The organism is Lentzea sp. NPDC006480, from assembly GCF_040611995.1.
Lineage (GTDB): Bacteria > Actinomycetota > Actinomycetes > Mycobacteriales > Pseudonocardiaceae > Lentzea.
Window position 1 is genome coordinate 1 of sequence record NZ_JBEXPJ010000177.1, and the last position, 17596, is coordinate 17596.

The window sequence follows — 17596 nt, forward strand, 5'->3', positions numbered from 1 at the left end:
AGTTGGTGGTACTTGCCGACGTCCAAGGCCTAGCGCGGGAGCCGGTAGTCCGGTCCGAGCGCGGCGCCCCGGTTCGGCTTGTACTGGTCGAAACCGCGCGGGTCGCACTGGAGGCCGCCGTTGACGCAGTGGCGGACGAGAGCGGCCTGCGTGGGTGCGTCCCAGGCGTTCATGAAGTCGTAGTGCCAGCTGTAGCCGCGGCCGCTGGAGAGCCGGACGCGGGACATGTCCCCGGAGACCGGGAACGCCATCTTGAACTCGATCATCGGAACGGCGACCGGGTGGCTTGCCGGGCACACGAGCGTGGCACGGTCCGGGTAGGCCATGTGGGACTTGTGGTCCGCCGAGTCGAGGTCACGGCCGTTCCAGCAACTCGGTGCCTGGTAACGGATGTTGAGCTGGCTGCCGGGCACGCACCAGTTCGGGATGTCCCAGTTGTGCGTGCTGTCGCCGCACTCCCAGCCCTCGACCGCTCCGGGCGCGGTGCGGAACTCCTCCTGGCTCGCCGCGGGGCTGCCGACCACGAACCGGATTCCCGGCGGGAACGGCACGACGTCCTGGTACCTGAGGATGCCGGACTTGTAGTAGATCACCTGCGGGAAGTTCGGCGGCACGATCTGGTCGCCGTTGTAGACCGACGGGAACCAGTACGCGGACTTGTCGTCCGGCGTCTTGCAGTTGGTCTCGGCGGTCCTCAGCGAGTCGTTCGTGGTGCGTGCGTTGGTGGACGGGTTGCCGAGGAACGTGTGGAGGTGCGACGCGCCCGGCAGGCCCGGCAGGACGATCGGGTCGTCCGCCAGGTGGTGCGTGACCGAGCAGTTCGCCTGGAACTCGTGGTGTGTGACCAGGTCATCGGCTTGTGCGGGCGGGAACGTGACTGTGACGAGGGCGGCCGCGACCGCCAGTGCGCTGAGTTTCCGGGACACCTTTGTCCTCCTGCCGACGTGGGGAACCGGCTGGGAGAGCGCTCTCCGAAACAGGTTCCCGCTGCCGCCGCCGAGGTGTCAAGACCGGTTCTTTGACACCCGCGACGTCTGGTCGTAACGTCCGTCGGCAGGGTTGTGAGAGCGCTCTCCCCGCATTCACCCCTACCCGTGGCAGGAGGCGCGATGGTTCGCGTCCGCTCCATCGGCACGGTTGTCGCCGTGCTCGCAGGACTTCTCGCACCCGTTGGCCTGGCCTCCGGAGTGCACGTCACCGGCTCTCCGGGCAACTGGCAGTTGGTGGTGGACGGTCAGCCGTGGACCGTGAAGGGCCTCACCTGGGGCCCGCCCGCCGCCGACGCTCCGCGGTACGTGCCGGAGCTTCAGTCCATGGGCGTCAACACTTTGCGCACCTGGGGCACCGACGGATCCACCCGGCCACTGCTGGACGCGGCGGCAGCTCACGGCCTGCGCGTGATCAACGGCTTCTGGCTGCAGCCGGGCGGCGGTCCCGGTTCCGGCGGCTGCGTCAACTACGTGACCGATGCCCAGTACAAATCCGGCATGCTGGCCACGATCCGGCAGTGGGTCACCGCCTATCGCGACCACGCGGGCGTGCTGATGTGGAACGTGGGCAACGAGTCCATCCTCGGCCTGCGGAACTGCTACTCCGGCACGGAGCTGGAGAACCAGCGCGTCGCCTACGCCCGGTATCTGAACGAAGCCGCGCGGGCGATCCACGCCATCGACCCGAACCACCCGGTGACCAACACCGACGCGTGGACCGGCGCTTGGGCGTACCTCAAGGCGTACACGCCCGACCTCGACCTCTACGCCGTGAACTCTTACGGCAACGTCTGCAAGGTTCGGCAGGACTGGATCGACGGCGGCTACACCAAGCCGTACATCCTCACCGAGGCCGGTCCGCCCGGTGAGTGGGAGGTTCCGCCTGATGCTCAAGGCGTGCCTTCGGAACCGACCGACGTCCAGAAGCGCGACGGCTACACCCAGGCCTGGAACTGCATCACCGCGCATGGCGGGGTGTCGTTGGGCGGCACGTTCTTCCACTACGGCACCGAGTACGACTTCGGCGCCGTCTGGTTCAACCTGACACCCGCGGGCAAGAAGCGGCTTTCGTTCTACTCGGTGCAACGAGCGTTCGGCGGTGCCACGCCTGCCAACACCCCGCCGGTGATCACCTCGATGAACACGCCCGGTTCGGTGGCTGCCGGTGCGCAGGTCACGATCGACGTGGCGGCGACTGATCCTGATGGTGATCCGCTGGTGTGGTCGGCCGCGTGGAACTCGAAGTACCTCGACAACAGCGGCGGCCTGGGTGGCACTCCGGTTCAGGTCGACGGCAACCGCCTGACCCTCACCGCACCCGACCGGCTCGGCGTGTGGAAGGTGTACGTCATGGCCGAGGACGGCCGCGGCAACATCGGGATCGAGACCAGGTCCGTGCGCGTCGTCGCCCCGCGCCCGGACGGCGTGAACGTCGCCCTGGGCAAGCCCACGACGGCTTCGAGCTACCAGCAGTCCGGCAACGGCGCCCCGTTCCCGCCCGGCAACGCCACCGACGGCAACGCGAGCTCGCGCTGGGCCAGCGACTGGTCCGACCCGCAGTGGCTGAGCGTCGACCTCGGCGCCGTCACGACCTTCCACCACGTGCAGCTCGTGTGGGAGGCGGCATTCGGCCGCGCCTACGAGCTCCAGGTGTCGGACAACGGCAACGACTGGCGCGCCGTCTACGGCACGACCTCCGGCAACGGGGGAGTGGACGCGATCGACGTGACGGCGACCGCACGGTACGTCCGCGTGCACGCCACCCAGCGCGGCACCGGCTGGGGCTACTCGCTGTACGAGCTGGGTGTGTACCGCCGCTGACACCAGGGCTCGGCTCCGCTGTCCGGGCGCGCCGTGCATCGAGCGTGGCCCGGAGCGCACGGCGCTGGGTGGACTTCGGGCTGGTCGGGCGGCATGTGTCCCAGCGCTGACTCGGGCCTGCATGTGTGCACGGCGTCCTGGGCGGAGTTCTCGCCGCACGGATTGTGGCTTCTGCGGCTGCCGGCTCGGGTTGGCCGGGGTGCGGGGCTGCTCGGGTTCGGTGTGCGTTGCCGCTGACTTGGGCAGGCACCGCGCCCAGGGCGGGGCTCCTCGCTGCACGGGTGTGGTGTCCGTCGCTGCTGGCTCGGGCCGGGTGCCGGGCTGCCACTGGCTTGGTGCGTACCGGCCCTGACCTGGGGCTGGCTGGGCAGCGTGGCTCCGCGGACGGGTAATGTCCGTTCGATGGCGAAGATCGTCCGCATCGGCGTGTTCTACGACGGCACGTGGTTCGCGTACCTCAGCGACTTCTACGCGACCGCGCACCAGCGGGCCGCGCGGATCTCGTTGGACGGCCTGCACGACGCGCTGCGCTGGTTCGTCCACAGCGAGACCGGGCGGGCGCTCGACGAGTGCGTGATCGCCGAGGCGCATTACGTTCGCGGGCGCATCGAGACGCCGGCCGCCTCCTTCGACGCCGCGCTGGAGCACGCCGGCATCGTCCGGCACGACCTGCCGCTGCACGGCGGCAAGGAGAAGGGGGTCGACGTCCAGCTCGCCCTGGAGGCGTGGGACAAGGCCACGACCGTGCCGTTGCAGTGGGTGGTGCTGCTCACCGGCGACGCCGACTTCGCGCCGCTCGTCACCAGGCTGACGGCCAGAGGCGTGCACGTGGTCGTGCCGGTGGTCGACGTCAGGACGATCGAGAAGGCACCCGCCTGGACCCCGCGCACCGCCGCGCCGCTCAGAGCGGCCACGCCGTTCACGCCGGGGTTCGACGAGCTGTTCGCGCCCGCGGACCAGGACGGCTACCCGCTGCGGAGTCCGTTCGTGCGGACGTCGCAGGCGGTGGCGTCGCCGGTGGGCACGCCCAGGGGCAGGCGCAAGGGCACGGTGTCGACGTGGCGGTCGGGGGAGTCGCACGGGTTCATCACCGACAGCCGCGGCGGGTCGTGGTTCGTGTCGCGCGACGACCTGCCGGAGGGGCTCACCCTGCTCCTCGCGGGGACGCCGGTGTCGTTCACCGGGTCTCCCGTGCCGATCCCCGGCCGGAAGTATCCGAGAGCACAGCTCGTCCGGCTCGACGACGTCAGGCAGTGAAGAAACGGCCTGAAAGTGTGATGCGTCCCGATTCCTGGGTACTCGGCCGTGTAACGGCGCGGAAAACTCTCGGAGTACCTACGCTTGCGTTGTGGATCAACACCCGGGATGCGTCTTCTGCGCGATCGTCGCAGGTGAGGCGGAGGCGAGTGTGGTGCACGCGGACGACACGGCGGTCGCGTTCATGGACCTGAACCCGGTCAATCCGGGGCACGTGCTGGTCGTGCCGCGGGCGCACGCGCAAGGCCTGGCAGACCTGGACGAGGACACGAGCGCGCACATCTGGCGCGTCGGGCACCGGGTCGGCCGTGCGCTGCGGCGCTCTGACCTGCGGTGCGAGGGTGTGAACGTGTTCCTCGCCGACGGTGAGGCGGCGTTCCAGGAGGTTTTCCACTTCCACCTGCACGTCTTCCCCCGGTTTCGCGGCGACGGCTTCCGCATCGGCGCCGACTGGGCCGAGAGGCCGCGTGAGCTGCTCGACGAGGAGGCTTACGCCGTTCGGCAGGCCCTGTCGCGACCCCCTTCTTGATCTTCTGATAAACTCCACAATGCCGGTTCCATTTGGAATCCGTTTGCACTGGCCCCGGTGCGATAGGTGTTGCAGTGTCGCACGCCGCACGGGATAGAGAGCGTGTTCATAGAGGGTGGATCCGGTTGTGAACGTATGGCTGGGACTATTCCGGCGAATTCCGCGAAGTATCTTGTGGCCTGGCGTCATCGGTGCCGCGATGCTCACCGTCGGTGGGCTGGGCGCGGGTGCGATCGTCCGCCGGGACCCGCTGCTCAGCGGCACGGTGCTGAACGCGATGAGGTACGGCCACGGCCACGACCTCGCGTTCATGGTGCTGTTCGTCGGGCTCGGGCTCATGGTGCTGTCGTGGGTGCGGCTCGGCCGCATGGTGCTCACGGGTGAGGCCGGCGGCCGCACGGTGGCGATGGCCACGGCGGCGTGGACCACACCGCTGATCATCGCGCCGCCGCTGTACAGCCGGGACGTCTACAGCTACCTGGCACAGGGCGCGGTGGCGTTGCGCGGGTTCGACCCGTACAGCAAGGGCGCGGCCGTGCTCGACCTGCCGCTGCGGGGCAACGTCGCGGGCCTGTGGCAGGAGACGCCGTCGCCGTACGGGCCGCTGTTCCTGCTGCTGGGCAAGGTCACCGTCTGGCTCACGGGCGACAACGTCATCCTCGGCGCCATCGTCATGCGGATCGCCGTGCTCGGCGGCCTCGCGATGCTCATCTGGGCGATTCCGCGCCTGGTCAAGCACCTGGGCGGCCGCGCCAACGTCGCGATGTGGCTCACCGCCGCCAACCCGGTGGTGCTGGCCCTGGGCATCGGCGGCGTGCACAACGACATCCTGATGGTCGGCCTGATGGCCGTCGGCGTGGTGTTCGTGCTCGACGGCATGCATCTGCGCGGGTTCGCCTTCATAGCCCTCGCCGTCGCGGTGAAGGCGACGGCACTGCTGGTCCTGCCGTTCCTGGTCTGGGTGTGGGCAGCGCGACTGACCGGCTCGGCGCGGCACCGCTTCCTGGTGGCCGCGGGCGTGGGCGGCGCGGTGTTCGTGATCGTCTTCGGGGTCGCCAGCATGATCGCGGGCGTCGGCCTCGGCTGGATCGGCGTGCTGAAGTCGCAGACGCCGCTGCTCACCTGGCTCTCGCTGCCCTGCGCGGCGGCGGAGATCCTCTTCTACTCGATCGGCACGCACATCCCCGGCTGGACCCGAGAGGGCTTCCTGAGCGTCTTCCGCGTGCTCGGCATGATCGCGCTCGCGTTCGTGCTCGTGCGCCAGTGGTGGCTCGCCAGGGAAGGCGGGGTCGACGCGATCAAGCGCGCGACCATCGCCCTGCTCGCCGCGTCGTTGCTGGCCCCGTCCGTGCTGCCCTGGTACCTCACCTGGGCGCTGGCGCTCGGCTCCGCGTTCGCGTGGAGCAACCGCAGCGTTGCCGTGCTCGGTGGCATCTCGGTGTGGATGGTGCTGATCACGCTGCCCGACGGCACGGTCGTCTGGCGCTGGACCTACGACAACATGAACCCCTGGGTGTGGTGGCCGTACCTCGCCGCCACCATGGCGGTCGGCGTGTGGGTCGCGAGGACGCTCCAGAAGCCGATGCCGGTCCAGGAACACGAAAAGGAAAAGAAACAGGAACAGGAACAGGAACCCAAACCGGTGACGACGACGACGTCGGAGCTGGTCGGAGGCACGGGTGCCTGAGTTCGAGAACCGGCTGCTGCGGTTCGCTCCGCTGATCCTGTGCGTGTCGCTGGGCATCTACGCCGCGATCCTCGGCAACCCCGCGAACTGGGGCATGATCGACCTCAAGGTGTACTGGAGCCTGTCGCCGAACGTCCTGAGCGACCAGCTCTACGACATCAACATGCCGTTCACGGCGGACTTCCCGCTGCCGTTCACCTACCCGCCGTTCGCGGCGCTGACGTTCCTGCCGCTGTCCGCGCTGCCGTGGATCGTCACGCGCATCGTGTGGCAGGTGCTGTCGCTGTTCTGCCTCTGGTGGCTGGTGCGGACGGCGCTGAAGCTCCTGGCCGCCAAGGCCGGGCAGGACTACGACGTGAAGTGGCAGCGCCGGGCGTTGCTGTGGACCGCGGTGTCGCTGTGGTTCGAGCCGGTGCGCAAGACCCTCGACTTCGGGCAGATCAACCTGCCGCTCGTCGCCGGGGTGTTCGCGGCGATGGTCGCGACCCGGCAGATCACGGCGGGCCTCGGGGTCGGCGCCGGCATCGGGCTGAAGCTGACGCCCGGCATCTCGGTGCTGTACTTCCTGGCGACCCGCAAGTGGACCGCGGCGCTGTGGTCGGGCATCGGCTTCGCGATCACCGTGGCGCTGGGCTTCCTGGTGTCCGCGAAGGACTCGTGGCGCTACTGGTTCGAGCTGCTCGGCGCGGCCGACCGGGTCGGGCCGGTGGGGTCGGCGATCAACCAGTCGCTGCGCGGCGCGCTGTCCCGCACGTTCGGCTACGACGTCAAGACGGGCTGGCCGTGGCTGCTGGCGGTCGCGGTGTCGGCCGTCCTGACGTGGTTCGCGCTGCGGGCCGCGGTCAAGGCGGAGGACACGCTCGCCGCCGTGGTCGTCGTGCAGATGTTCGGCCTGCTCGTCTCGCCGATCTCGTGGAGCCACCACTGGCTGTGGGTCATCCCGGCCGTGCTCTGGATGGTCTACGGAGTGGAGCACCGCGTCCGCAAGTGGCTCGCCGTGGCGTGGGTCGTCGTGGTCGCCTCGGACATCATCACGTTCCTGATCGTCATGCAGCCGTCCATCTGGGAGATCCCGAGGCCGTGGCCGCTGGCCCTGCTCGGCTGGGTCTACCCGGCGCTCGGGCTGGCCACTCTCGCCGTGGTGCCGACGCTGCTGAAGACGGAACAACGCACTGAGGTGGCGCTGTGAAGTTCGAAAGGCGCCTCCTCGCACTGGCGCCCTGGCTGCTCCTGCTCTCCATCGCGGTGCGCGTCGTCGTCATCGTGACCGGTTTCGGCAACGAGACGCTCGACCTGCGCGTGTACTGGGTGCTCGCGCCGCACGTGCTCGAAGGCGACCTGTACCAGGTGTTCTCGCCGTTCTCGCCGCCCGACTTCCCGCTGCCATTCACCTACCCGCCGTTCGGCGCGCTGGTGTTCCTGCCGATGACGTGGATGTTCTGGGGCCTCGCGCAGTGGACCTGGCGCCTGATCTCGTTGCTGTGCCTGTACTGGATCATCCACGTGGCGCTGCGGCTCGTGGCGGGCGAGTCCTGGACGGCCGACGCGAAGCTGTGGCGGCGGCGCTCCATCCTGTGGACCGCGGTGCTGCTGTGGATGATGCCGGTCTTCCACACCTTCCAGTTCGGCCAGATCAACCTGGTGCTGGCGGGAATCATGCTGGCCGCGATGGTGGCCCGCAGCGACAAGCTCGCCGGTGCCGGCATCGGTTTCACCGCCGGCGTGAAGCTCGTCCCGGCGATCTCGGGGCTGTACTTCCTCGCCACGAAGCGGTGGGCGGCCGCGGTGTGGTCGTTCGTGGCGTTCGCCGTGAGCGTCGGCTTCGGCTTCCTCGTGGACTTCGACCAGTCCAGGAAGTACTGGTTCGAACTGCTGGGCGCGGCTGACCGGGTCGGCCCGATCGCGACCGCGCACAACCAGTCGCTGCGCGGGGCGTTGTCCCGGACGCTCGGCTACGACGTCGGCATGTCCTGGCCGTGGATCATCGCGGCCGTCATCTCGGTGATCTTGGCGCTGATCGCGCTGCGGGCGGCGGTCCGGGCGAGCGACGCGCTGATCGGCGTGCTGACGGTGCAGTTCCTCGGGCTGTTGCTGTCGCCGATCTCGTGGGACCACCACTGGGTGTGGGTGGCGCCGCTGCTGATCTGGCTGGTGCACGCGAAGATCGCTCCGTGGGCGCGGAACACGTTGCTGGTGCTGTGGGTGCCGGTCATGTTCTTCGACCTCATCTCGTTCCAGCTGGACTTCCAGCCGACGATCTGGACGATCAGCCGCCCCGGCTGGCTGTCCGCGCTCGGCTGGGCCTACCCGGCGTTCGCGCTGGTCACCCTCGTGGTGGTCGCGGTCGTGCTGCGCGGTGCACGGACTCGCTCGACGGAGGAGAAGAACACCGCCGAGCCGATCAACGCCGCCGGATAGACGAGGTACCCGAACCGGCTGGCGGGCATCAGCAGGATCGCCGCGCCCATCCCGGCCACCACCCGCCAGAGCGCGTTGGCGACGGTGGCCGGGCGGCGCACGAGCAGCCACACCACCACGGCGAGGCCCGCCACGACCAGCAACGCGAGCGCGGTGACGTGCCCGGCGGGGCCCAGTTCGGTGAGCAGGTGGCCCGGGAACGGGCTCGACGCCGGTGAGGTGACCTCCGCGCCGCCGGTCGGAAAGCGGATCGCGTGCTCCACGAAGGCAGTCGGATCGACCAGGAACACCGGTAGGTTGAGTCCGGCGAGCACTGCGGCGAACAGTGCGATGTGCTTGCGCCCCAACATGAACAGGACGAGCACGACGATCGCCGGCAGCGCGATGAGCTTGATGCTGACGACCGCGGCCGCCACCACGGCGGCCCACCCGTGCCTGCGGGTGATCACGAGCGTCGCGGTGAGGACGATCAGCGCGAGCACCGCCACGTCCTCGCCCGACGTGGTGATGGTCAGCATCGTCAACGGGCTCGCCGCGGCGAGCTGGGCGGCCAGCACCGGGATGCGCGGCCAGTTCAGCAGCTTCAGGCTCAGCACCACGGCGGCCACCGCGACCAGGGCGAACATGATCCGGGCGTCGGTGAGCGGTGAGTCGCCGAACAACGCCCTGGGCAGGCCGAACACCGTCATCAGCGGGCCGTACGGGGTGTAGTCGTTCACGTCCGGTGCCCTGCCGAGCGCCGTCACGTCCACATATGGCGTGCCGTGCGCCAGCAGCAGGCGGGCGGAGCGTTCGATCACCCACACGTCCGGCTGTGCGCTCCACGTCCACGGCGTTCCGGAGAAGTCCTCGGCGGCCGCATTCCGGTTGAAGATCAGCACACCGAGCGGTGCCACCGAACCGAGGAGCAGCGCGAACCAGATCGCCAACCGGTCGTTGAACACCGCGAAGGCGCCGGCACCGAGGAAGGCGACCACGGCGAACATGCCCCACACGCGATAGCCGAAGAACTCCGACGACATCGCCGTGATGAGCGCGAACCCCGCGAAGGCCAGGTAGAGCACGCCGCGCCAGGAAGATCGCAGATGGTCCAGCATCGGGTGACCGCGCCTCTCGTCGAACTGTCCGTTGTGGACGAGAGTGCTGGCCGGGAGGGGTCTGCCGGATCAGCTCGAAGGCCGTGAGCCGCTGGCCCGTGAGACAGCGGAGATCGTGTGCATCAGCCGTTCGGCCGGGGTCAACCGGACACCACGTGCGCGCGGAACGCCCACGCGACGACCTCCACCCGGTTGCGCGCGCCGATCTTGGCCTGCACCGACGCGAGGTAGGACTTGATCGAGGACACGGACAGGTGCAGCTCGGCGGCGATCTCGCCGTTGCTCAGCCCGCGCGAGACGAGCCGCACGACGTCGAGCTCGCGGTCGGTGAGCAGGCCCGCGTCGGCGTCCGGCAGCCGAGGGGCGCTGCGGCCGAGCACGCGCAGCACGACGGAAGGGGAGACGAGCACGTCCCCGCGAGCGGCTGAGCGGACGGCTTCGGCGAGCAGCGCCGGGCTCGCGTCCTTGGTGAGGAACCCGTACGCGCCGTGATCCAGCGCCTTGTGCAGCACCTCGTCCGTGTCGAACGTGGTGACGACGACGATGCGGGTGTGCGGGGCGAGCTGACGCGTGACTTCGAGGCCGTCCAGCCCGGGCATCCGCACGTCGACCAGGCACACGTCCGGCTGCAGCGCGCGGGCCCGTTCGACCGCGCTGATGCCGTCCGCGACATCGGCGACCACGGTGATGTCCTGGTGCGCCTCCAGAATGAGCCTGAAACCGGTCCTGACCATGTCCTGGTCCTCGGCGATCAGCACGGAGATCACGCGCGCACCGCCAGCGGCAGCTCGGCCGTCACGAGCCAGCCCTCACCGGTGGGACCGGCGAAGAACCGGCCGCCCAGCTCGCTCACCCGTTCCCGCATGCCGACCAGCCCGAAACCGCCGGAGTGCGCGGGCCTCGCGGTGCCGTTGTCCACAATGGACAACAGTACGGCGGTCGCGGTCAGTCGCACGTCCACCTCCACACTGGTGGCGTCGTGAGCGTGTTTGCGCGTGTTCGTCAGCGCTTCCTGCACCAGCCTCAGCACCGATCGTCCCAGTTCCGGCCGCACGTCCGACGGCAGCTCGATGGTCGTCTTCACCGGCAGCCGCGATTGCTCCACCAGCGCCTTGAGATCCGCGGAGAGATCGGTCGTCGCCGGCGTCGCCTCGGCATCGCGCAACGCCCGCACCATCGCACGCATCGCACCCAACGCGTCCGTGCCACCGTTCACGATGCCCGGCAGCATCCCGCACGCCGCGTCTTTGTCCCCTTCGGACACCACGATCGCCGCCTGCGCCTGCACCAGCATCCCGGTGACGTGGTGGGCCACGACGTCGTGCAGCTCTCGCGCCATGTCCAGCCTCTCCTCGCGGCGCGCCCGTTCGTCGGCGGCGGCGGCGAGCTGAGCCTGTGTCCGATCGCGCATCCGCAGCAGATACCCGACGCTCGCCGCCGTGACCGCGACGAGCACGACGCTCGGAACAGCGATGGGCCACTCGTACTGCACTGTGCGGACGTAGCTGGCGAACACGCACACGGCGAGCAGGACGAGTGTGCAGATCGCGGCGGTGATCGGGGTCGCGGTCCACACCAGCACCACGACCAGCGCCACCACCGCCACGGCCTCGGAGACGGTCATCGGCATCTGGTCGAGCCGCATGGGCTCCGCGAGCCCACCGAACGTGGTCGAAGCCACGCCCCGCGGATCGGGTGCCATCAGAGTGAGACCGAGGATGCCCGCGGACGCGCACGCCGTCGCGATCAAATGACGATGGGCGAACGCCGCCGCCGCGACCACGACCGCGATCAGCGCGAGAACCGTCCACTGCCTGCCGTAGAGCGGCACCGCGAACACGACCTGGACGCCGAACACGGCGATGACCAACGCGGCGACGATCCAGTGACGGCGATAGCCAGGCATGATCGCGATCGTAGGAGGAACGGGTGGGGCTCGCTCTCCACCTTCCGACCGAGGGGACTGTCCGATCGGCTAGGCGAGGAACCTCGCGGTGAGGTCGGCCGGCACGCCGGTTTCGAGCACGACCAGCTCGTTGACGCCCGTCTTGAGCACCTCACGGGGTACGCGCAGCGGCTGTGGCGTGCGGGACCAGTAGCGGCCGAGATCGTGCCCGTTCACCCACACCACCCCGCAGCCCCACGCCGACGTGTCGAGGGCCAGCTCGCCCGGCTCGTCGCGGACGAACGTGGCGCGGCGGAACACCGGCCCGCTCACCGGGACGTTGCGGATCGGCTGCACCGTGACCGGCCGGCCGAGGTGCAGCGGCATGACGTCCCAGCCGGTGACGGGCCTGCCGTCGAGAGTGACGCCCGCGAGGCCGGTGCCGCCGCCGAGGTCCTCGACGAAGATCGTCAGCTCGCCGTTCGCGTCGCGCAGGGACAGCGCGTGGTCCTTGAGCTCGCTCAGCAGGACGCCGACGGGCTGGCCGTCCAGGAACACCGACGTACGGTCGCCGATCTCGCGAAACCGCAGCACGGCGGCGTGCGGAGCGGTGATGATGGTGCGCAGCAACGTCATCCGGCCGTCGAGTGCGGGCGGGTGCTCGTGGTGGTGCCAGGTGCCCCACTGCCCGGGCTTGTCGAGCAGCGGCACGGGGTCGCCCAGCGGCACGGAGAACGAGAGCGCTTCGAGCAGCACGGCTGGGACCTCCTCACCTTTCGGGAAACCAGAGGCTAACGGTACTCAACGTTTTCAATCAAGAATCAACATTGTCTTTCTTCTGGATCTAGGTCATCCTCGCGTGAGCACTTGCTACGACGCGGCGTGGATCGGGCGGTATGAAGTCAACAGGATCGAACAGCACGGCCAGGGCCTTCACGCGGCTGCACGGCGTCGCCCCGGCCGGGGTGTGGTCGGCGCCGGGCCGGGTGAACCTCATCGGCGAGCACACCGACTACAACGACGGGTTCGTGCTGCCGTTCGCGATCCCGCAGCGCACCTGGGTGGCCGCGGCGCCGCGGGAGGACGGCGTGATCACGCTCGCGAGCGTCGTCGACGGCGAGGTGGTCACAGCGCCGCCACTGCGCGTGGGTTCGCTGGGGCCTGGTGGTGTGCAGGGCTGGGCCGCGTATCCCGCCGGTGTCGCGTGGGTGTTGCGGCAGCAGGGGATCACCGGTGGCGCGGACCTGGTGATCGTCGGTGACGTGCCGCACGGGTCGGGTCTGTCGTCGTCGCATTCGCTGGAGGTCGCGACGGCGTTGGCGCTGCTGGGTTTGGCCGGCGTGGCAGCGTCCACGAGCGACATTGCGAAATGGGTGCAGCAGGCGGAGAACGACTTCGTGGGCGCGCCGACCGGGCTGCTCGACCAGACGGCGTCGTTGTGCTGCACCGAAGCGCACGCGTTGTTCCTGGACGTTCGGTCGGGCAAGCAGGAGCAGGTGCCGTTCGACGCGGCTCGGCACGGCCTGGAAGTGCTCGTGATCGACACCCGCGTGAGCCATTCGCTGGTGGAGTCCGGGTATGCCGCACGACGTGCGGGCTGCGAGGAAGCCGCCCGGTTGCTCGGTGTGGCATCGGTGCGCGACCTGGAGACCGAGGCCGGGCTGCCGGACGAGCTGCGGCCGCTCGTCCGGCACGTGCTCACCGAGAACGCACGGGTGCTCGAAACCGTTGAGCTGCTTCGGGAAAACCGGTACGCGGAGATCGGGCCGCTGCTGAGCGCCTCGCACGCGAGCCTGCGCGACGACTACCGGGTGTCGTGCCCCGAGCTGGACGTGGCCGCGGCAGCCGCCGAGAAGGCCGGTGCGCTGGGCGCGCGGATGATCGGCGGCGGGTTCGGTGGTTCCGCGATCGCGTTGGTGCCGGCGGAGATCCGCGCGGACGTCGAACGGGCGGTGTTCGAAGCCTTTGCCTTGCAAGGGTTCGGGCCGCCGCGCACGTTCATCGCCGTGCCGGCGGCGGGAGCGGGCCGGGACGTGTGACCCTGGGCAGCCGCACCGTGACGACGAGCCCGCCGGCCTCGCGGGGCTTGAGTTCCAGGGTTCCGTCGTGGGCGCGGACGATGCTCGCCACGATGGCCAGCCCGAGGCCCGCGCCGGCGTGCTCGCCGGTGCGGGTGCGTTCGGCTCCGCGCTGGAACGGCTCGGTGAGGGTCGGCACGAGGTCCGGCGGCACGAGCCGGCCGGTGTTCTCCACCCGCAGCACCGTCTCGCCGGGCAGCTGCGAGGTGCGGACGTCGACGGAGCCCCCGTCGACGTTGTGCACGATCGCGTTCTGGACGAGGTTGGTGACCATCCGCAGCAACAGCTCGGCGGATCCCGCGGTCCGCGTGGCGTCCCCGGTGACGTCGAGCGTGATCTCGCGCTTCTCGGCGAACGGCAGCAGCGTCTCGGCGGCTTCCTCGGCGACCAGCGAGAGGTCGGCCTCTGCTCGGGTGAAGGTGCCGGTCCGGCTGAGCAGCAGGAGCGCCTCGGTGAGGTCGATCGCGCGCTTGTTCACCGCGCTCAGACGCTCGATGAGCTCGGGTGCGGGTTCTTTGCGGGCCACGTCGAGGAGCGACTGCGTGATCGCGAGCGGGGTGCGCAGCTCGTGGGAGGCGTTGGCGGCGAACCGGCGCTGCTCGGCGACGTGCGACTCCAGCTGTTCGAGCATGGTGTCGAACGCGTCGGCCAGCTCGCGGAACTCGTCGGCCCGGCCCGGCAGCCGGACCCGGTGCGACAGCTCGCCCTTCGATGCCAGCCTCGCGGCGTCGGCGAGTTGGGTGAGCGGTGCCAGCATCCGTCCGGCGAGGAACCATCCTCCGGAGAGACCGACCACGAGCAACGCGGCGAGCGCGACGGCGGCGGCCTTGCCGAAGATCCGCGAGAGGAGGTACTGGTTGGGTGAGATCCCGAGCAGGCCCTGCTCGGTGTTGGGCACGTAGCGCAGCAGGTACATCCACGCCACGGCCAGCAACACCGCGCCGGTGACGAGGACGACCGCGGCATAGCTCAGGGTGAGTTTGAGACGGGCGCTGAGCCCTGGGCGCCGGGTCACGTGTCGATCCGGTAGCCGACGCCGGGCACGGTCGCGATGACCCACGGTTCACCGAGCCGTTTGCGCAGTGCGGACACCGTGATCCGGACGGCGTTGGTGAAGGGGTCGGCGTTCTCGTCCCACGCCCGCGCCAGCAGCTCCTCGGCGCTCACGACCCCGCCCTCTGCCGCCACGAGCACCTCCAGCACCGCGAACTGCTTGCGGGTCAGTGCCACGTAGCGGTCGTCGCGGAAGACCTCGCGGCGGAACGGGTCCAGCCGCAGCCCGGCGAGCTCGCGGACCGGGGGCCGGGCGTGGGCGCGGCGGCGGTCCAACGCGCGCAGTCGCAGGACCAGCTCGCGCAGCTCGAACGGTTTGGTGAGGTAGTCGTCGGCGCCCAGCTCGAACCCGGACGCCTTGTCGTCGATGCGGTCGGCGGCGGTGAGCATGAGGATCGGCATGCCGCTGCCGGACGCGACGATGCGCCGTGCCACCTCGTCACCGGACGGGCCTGGGATGTCGCGGTCGAGCACCGCGATGTCGTAGGAGTTGACGCTGAGCAGCTCCAGCGCGGTGTCCCCGTCCCCGGCGACGTCCGCGGCGATCGCCTCCAGCCGCAGCCCGTCCCGCACGGCCTCGGCCAGGAACGGCTCGTCCTCCACGATCAGCACCCGCATGTCCGGCAGCCTAGGCAAAGCTGTGGACGGGCGTGCGCCACCAGCGGTACGACAGCATCGCGGCCAGGCCGGCGCCCGCGGTGTTGAGCAGCACGTCGTCCACAGAGGACACCCGATCGAGCAGCAGCACGTACTGCAGGACCTCGACGAGCGTCGAGCACCCCGCCGCGAGCAGCAGCACGCGACCCAGCGACGCGAGCGACGGGAACCGCAGCGGCGCGAAGAACCCGAGCGCCGCGAAGATCAGCAGGTTGCCGATGATCTGGCCGCGGTCCCAGGAGAGCAGGTCGGCCAGCGGGACCAGGGTCACCACGCCGTGCTTGCCGGGTTCGTTGCCGGGCAACAGGGTCATCCACACCCACGGCACCGTCCCGTAGACCAGGCCGACCTCGGCCACCGCGGTCCGCCAGGGCCGCGCGGCACCGGTGGCCTTCCGCCGCCACCCCAGCAGCCCCGCCGCCACCACTGCGACCGGCAGCGACAGCAGGGTGAGTGCCGCGACGCCGGTGTAGGTGCCGACCCAGTCGTACCAGTTGTTGAGCACGCCCCAACCCAATACGCGCGCGCGTTGCCAGGGCGTATGCGGTTTTCGATATGCCCGCGATAAGTGACCCATGCCACTGCGGAAAAGATAGCGCTAGCGAAAAGTTAGTGCCAAGCTCTCGCGTGCACAGACCGAGTGAAAGGTGCACGAGATGCTCAACCGACGCTCACTCATCACCAACGGCGGCACCGCCGCCTTCGGGGCGATGGCCCTGGCGGCCGTCACCAACGGGGTCGCCGACGCCGGTCCCGCTCCCGCCGGGTACTCGCCGTGGACGCCGCTGCCCGACCCGTCCGCGACGCCGGTGCCCAACCCGCCGTTCGCCAAGGACCTGACCGGCACCGAAAGGCGCAACCTGCAGACGTTCGACGAGCTCGACTTCGACGTCTTCAGCCACCAGAAGTGGGCGCGGCTGGAGGAGAGCCACGCCCGCACCATCCGCGTGCACTGGCCCGACGGCCACTACACCGACGGCATCGACCGGCACATCGAGGACCTCAAGGGGTTGTTCGCGTGGGCGCCGGACACCCGCATCGAGTCGCACTACCTGCGCGTCGCGAACGGTGGGCTGACCGCCGTCGCCGGGGTCATGAAGGGCACCTTCACGAGGCCGATGCCCGACGGCAAGGGTGGTGTGATCCAGCCGACCGGGAAGCGGTACTCGATCAACATGGCGACCATCGGGCTGTGGAACCGGCGCGGCACGATGGACGAGGAGTTCCTCTTCTGGGACAACCAGAACTTCTACCAGCAGATCGGGCTGGCCTGATCAGCGCGCCGACCACCGCTGGTTCGCGGTGCCGCGACACTCGGCGGGCCGCACCGCCGAGCCGTCGGCGATCCCCGAAGCCTCCAGGCACCGGCCGTCGGCAGTGACGAGCGCGCCGGCGGGGGAGAGGGAGAAGCGGTCCCAGATCTGGCTCGGCGCGCCACTGCAGTCCCGCAGCACCAGAGCGTCGTCAAGGCACCGCAACGACAACGGGCTCGACAGCACGGCGGGCGTGCCGGTGGCCGGGGAGAGGCTCCCCGGCACCGACTCGAGCGCCGCCGCCCAGCGGTCCGCCATCTTGGCGTAGCCGGTCGCGTTCGGGTGCAGGCCGTCATCCAGATCGGCCGCGGTGAACCCGCTGTGCATGTCGACCAGGTGGGTCCGCGGGCCCCGCACGATCGCAGGCAGGGCCGCGTTGAACGCCCGCACGCGTGCCTCGAACGCCGGGTCGCCCGGCACCGGCGTGAGCTGGGCGACGAACACCTCGGCCAGCGGGGCGAGCGCGTGGATCCGGTCGACCAGTGCGCCGAGCCGGGCCGGAGCGCCCGCTACGTCGTGCCGCTGGTTGAGGTCGTTCGTGCCCGCGAACAGCAGGACGGTCCTGGGATCGGCTCGCCGCACCCACGACACGATCCCGGCGTCCAGCTGGTCGATCCGGAAGCCGGAATGGCCCTCGTGATCGTGGTCGCCGAGACCAGGAGGCCCGTTGGAGGCCGACCCGACGAAGTCGACGGCATGCCGCTGCCAGAGCGACACGCGGTAGCCGCCGGGCGTGCCGAACCCGTCCCAGCCGCATCCTCGTCCTGCCGAGCAAACGCCAGGCTGTCGTTGGCCGCTTCCAAGGCCTGCTC

Annotated in this window: 17 protein-coding genes; 8 read left to right on the forward strand and 9 right to left on the reverse strand. The window is 69.8% G+C overall.

The window, feature by feature from the left end:
• Positions 1 to 29 precede the first annotated feature (29 nt).
• Positions 30 to 926, reverse strand: a complete 897-nt coding sequence (locus ABZX92_RS39235) for a DUF1996 domain-containing protein (protein WP_355570546.1) — start codon at positions 924 to 926, stop codon at positions 30 to 32.
• Between the two features lie 183 nt (positions 927 to 1109).
• Here ABZX92_RS39235 and ABZX92_RS39240 point away from each other — a divergent pair, with 183 nt between their 5' ends.
• The 6 genes from ABZX92_RS39240 (at position 1110) to ABZX92_RS39265 (ending at position 8701) form a co-directional block, all read left to right on the forward strand.
• On the forward strand, positions 1110 to 2810 hold the full coding sequence (locus tag ABZX92_RS39240) for a discoidin domain-containing protein (RefSeq protein ID WP_355570547.1): 1701 nt from the start codon (positions 1110 to 1112) through the stop codon (positions 2808 to 2810).
• Between the two features lie 402 nt (positions 2811 to 3212).
• Entirely contained in the window at positions 3213 to 4067 is an 855-nt protein-coding gene (locus ABZX92_RS39245) for an NYN domain-containing protein (protein ID WP_355570548.1), read from the forward strand.
• Positions 4068 to 4158: 91 nt separating this feature from the next.
• Positions 4159 to 4596 (forward strand): HIT family protein, encoded by a 438-nt coding sequence (locus ABZX92_RS39250; RefSeq protein ID WP_355570549.1) that lies wholly within the window; start codon positions 4159 to 4161, stop codon positions 4594 to 4596.
• 127 nt (positions 4597 to 4723) lie between these two features.
• Positions 4724 to 6283 carry a polyprenol phosphomannose-dependent alpha 1,6 mannosyltransferase MptB gene (mptB, locus tag ABZX92_RS39255; RefSeq protein WP_355570550.1) on the forward strand — a complete coding sequence of 520 codons (1560 nt, stop codon included), beginning with the start codon at positions 4724 to 4726 and terminating at the stop codon, positions 6281 to 6283.
• Positions 6276 to 7472 carry a glycosyltransferase 87 family protein gene (locus ABZX92_RS39260; protein ID WP_355570551.1) on the forward strand — a complete coding sequence of 399 codons (1197 nt, stop codon included), beginning with the start codon at positions 6276 to 6278 and terminating at the stop codon, positions 7470 to 7472. The genes mptB and ABZX92_RS39260 overlap by 8 nt, the downstream gene beginning before the upstream one ends.
• Positions 7469 to 8701, forward strand: coding sequence for a glycosyltransferase 87 family protein (locus ABZX92_RS39265; protein WP_355570552.1), 1233 nt, complete (start codon positions 7469 to 7471; stop codon positions 8699 to 8701). Before ABZX92_RS39260 ends, ABZX92_RS39265 begins: the two co-directional genes overlap by 4 nt.
• Here the strand turns inward: ABZX92_RS39265 and ABZX92_RS39270 are convergent.
• From ABZX92_RS39270 to ABZX92_RS39285, 4 genes are all read right to left on the reverse strand, one after another.
• Positions 8587 to 9798: a glycosyltransferase 87 family protein gene (locus tag ABZX92_RS39270; protein WP_355570553.1), complete on the reverse strand. Its 1212-nt coding sequence runs from the start codon at positions 9796 to 9798 to the stop codon at positions 8587 to 8589. The two genes, ABZX92_RS39265 and ABZX92_RS39270, sit on opposite strands and share 115 nt — an antisense overlap.
• 140 nt (positions 9799 to 9938) lie before the next feature.
• Entirely contained in the window at positions 9939 to 10565 is a 627-nt protein-coding gene (locus tag ABZX92_RS39275; RefSeq protein WP_355570554.1) for a response regulator transcription factor, read from the reverse strand.
• Positions 10562 to 11704, reverse strand: a complete 1143-nt coding sequence (locus tag ABZX92_RS39280) for a histidine kinase (protein ID WP_355570555.1) — start codon at positions 11702 to 11704, stop codon at positions 10562 to 10564. The genes ABZX92_RS39275 and ABZX92_RS39280 overlap by 4 nt, the downstream gene beginning before the upstream one ends.
• A gap of 69 nt (positions 11705 to 11773) precedes the next feature.
• Entirely contained in the window at positions 11774 to 12439 is a 666-nt protein-coding gene (locus tag ABZX92_RS39285) for a hypothetical protein (RefSeq protein WP_355570556.1), read from the reverse strand.
• Positions 12440 to 12579: 140 nt separating this feature from the next.
• Here ABZX92_RS39285 and galK point away from each other — a divergent pair, with 140 nt between their 5' ends.
• Positions 12580 to 13722 carry a galactokinase gene (galK, locus tag ABZX92_RS39290; protein WP_355570557.1) on the forward strand — a complete coding sequence of 381 codons (1143 nt, stop codon included), beginning with the start codon at positions 12580 to 12582 and terminating at the stop codon, positions 13720 to 13722.
• Here galK and ABZX92_RS39295 read toward each other — a convergent pair.
• The 3 genes from ABZX92_RS39295 to ABZX92_RS39305 are packed head-to-tail and all read right to left on the reverse strand — an operon-like array spanning position 13682 to position 15976.
• Positions 13682 to 14776: a HAMP domain-containing sensor histidine kinase gene (locus ABZX92_RS39295; protein ID WP_355570558.1), complete on the reverse strand. Its 1095-nt coding sequence runs from the start codon at positions 14774 to 14776 to the stop codon at positions 13682 to 13684. The genes galK and ABZX92_RS39295 overlap by 41 nt on opposite strands.
• Entirely contained in the window at positions 14773 to 15432 is a 660-nt protein-coding gene (locus ABZX92_RS39300) for a response regulator transcription factor (protein WP_355570559.1), read from the reverse strand. Before ABZX92_RS39300 ends, ABZX92_RS39295 begins: the two co-directional genes overlap by 4 nt.
• Positions 15433 to 15442: 10 nt before the next feature.
• The gene (locus ABZX92_RS39305) at positions 15443 to 15976 is read right to left on the reverse strand and encodes a VanZ family protein (protein WP_355570560.1); all 534 of its coding nucleotides are present in this window, start codon (positions 15974 to 15976) and stop codon (positions 15443 to 15445) included.
• Between the two features lie 151 nt (positions 15977 to 16127).
• On the opposite strand from ABZX92_RS39305, the gene ABZX92_RS39310 reads away from it, so the two are divergent.
• A complete protein-coding gene (locus tag ABZX92_RS39310; protein WP_355570561.1) occupies positions 16128 to 16745 on the forward strand; it encodes an ester cyclase in 618 nt (205 codons plus the stop codon).
• On the opposite strand, the gene ABZX92_RS39315 is transcribed toward ABZX92_RS39310, so the two are convergent.
• A partial coding sequence (locus tag ABZX92_RS39315; protein WP_355570562.1) for a GDSL-type esterase/lipase family protein occupies positions 16746 to 17596 on the reverse strand: 851 nt, incomplete at its 5' end.

What these genes read in the sequence shown, in the direction of transcription:
- ABZX92_RS39240 (WP_355570547.1), top strand. Translation starts at nt 1,110, where the DNA reads ATGGTTCGCGTCCGCTCCATCGGCACGGTTGTCGCCGTGCTCGCAGGA.
- ABZX92_RS39245 (WP_355570548.1), top strand. Translation starts at nt 3,213, where the DNA reads ATGGCGAAGATCGTCCGCATCGGCGTGTTCTACGACGGCACGTGGTTC.
- ABZX92_RS39270 (WP_355570553.1), bottom strand. Translation starts at nt 9,798, where the DNA reads ATGCTGGACCATCTGCGATCTTCCTGGCGCGGCGTGCTCTACCTGGCC.
- ABZX92_RS39280 (WP_355570555.1), bottom strand. Translation starts at nt 11,704, where the DNA reads ATGCCTGGCTATCGCCGTCACTGGATCGTCGCCGCGTTGGTCATCGCC.
- galK (WP_355570557.1), top strand. Translation starts at nt 12,580, where the DNA reads ATGAAGTCAACAGGATCGAACAGCACGGCCAGGGCCTTCACGCGGCTG.
- ABZX92_RS39300 (WP_355570559.1), bottom strand. Translation starts at nt 15,432, where the DNA reads ATGCGGGTGCTGATCGTGGAGGACGAGCCGTTCCTGGCCGAGGCCGTG.
- ABZX92_RS39310 (WP_355570561.1), top strand. Translation starts at nt 16,128, where the DNA reads ATGCTCAACCGACGCTCACTCATCACCAACGGCGGCACCGCCGCCTTC.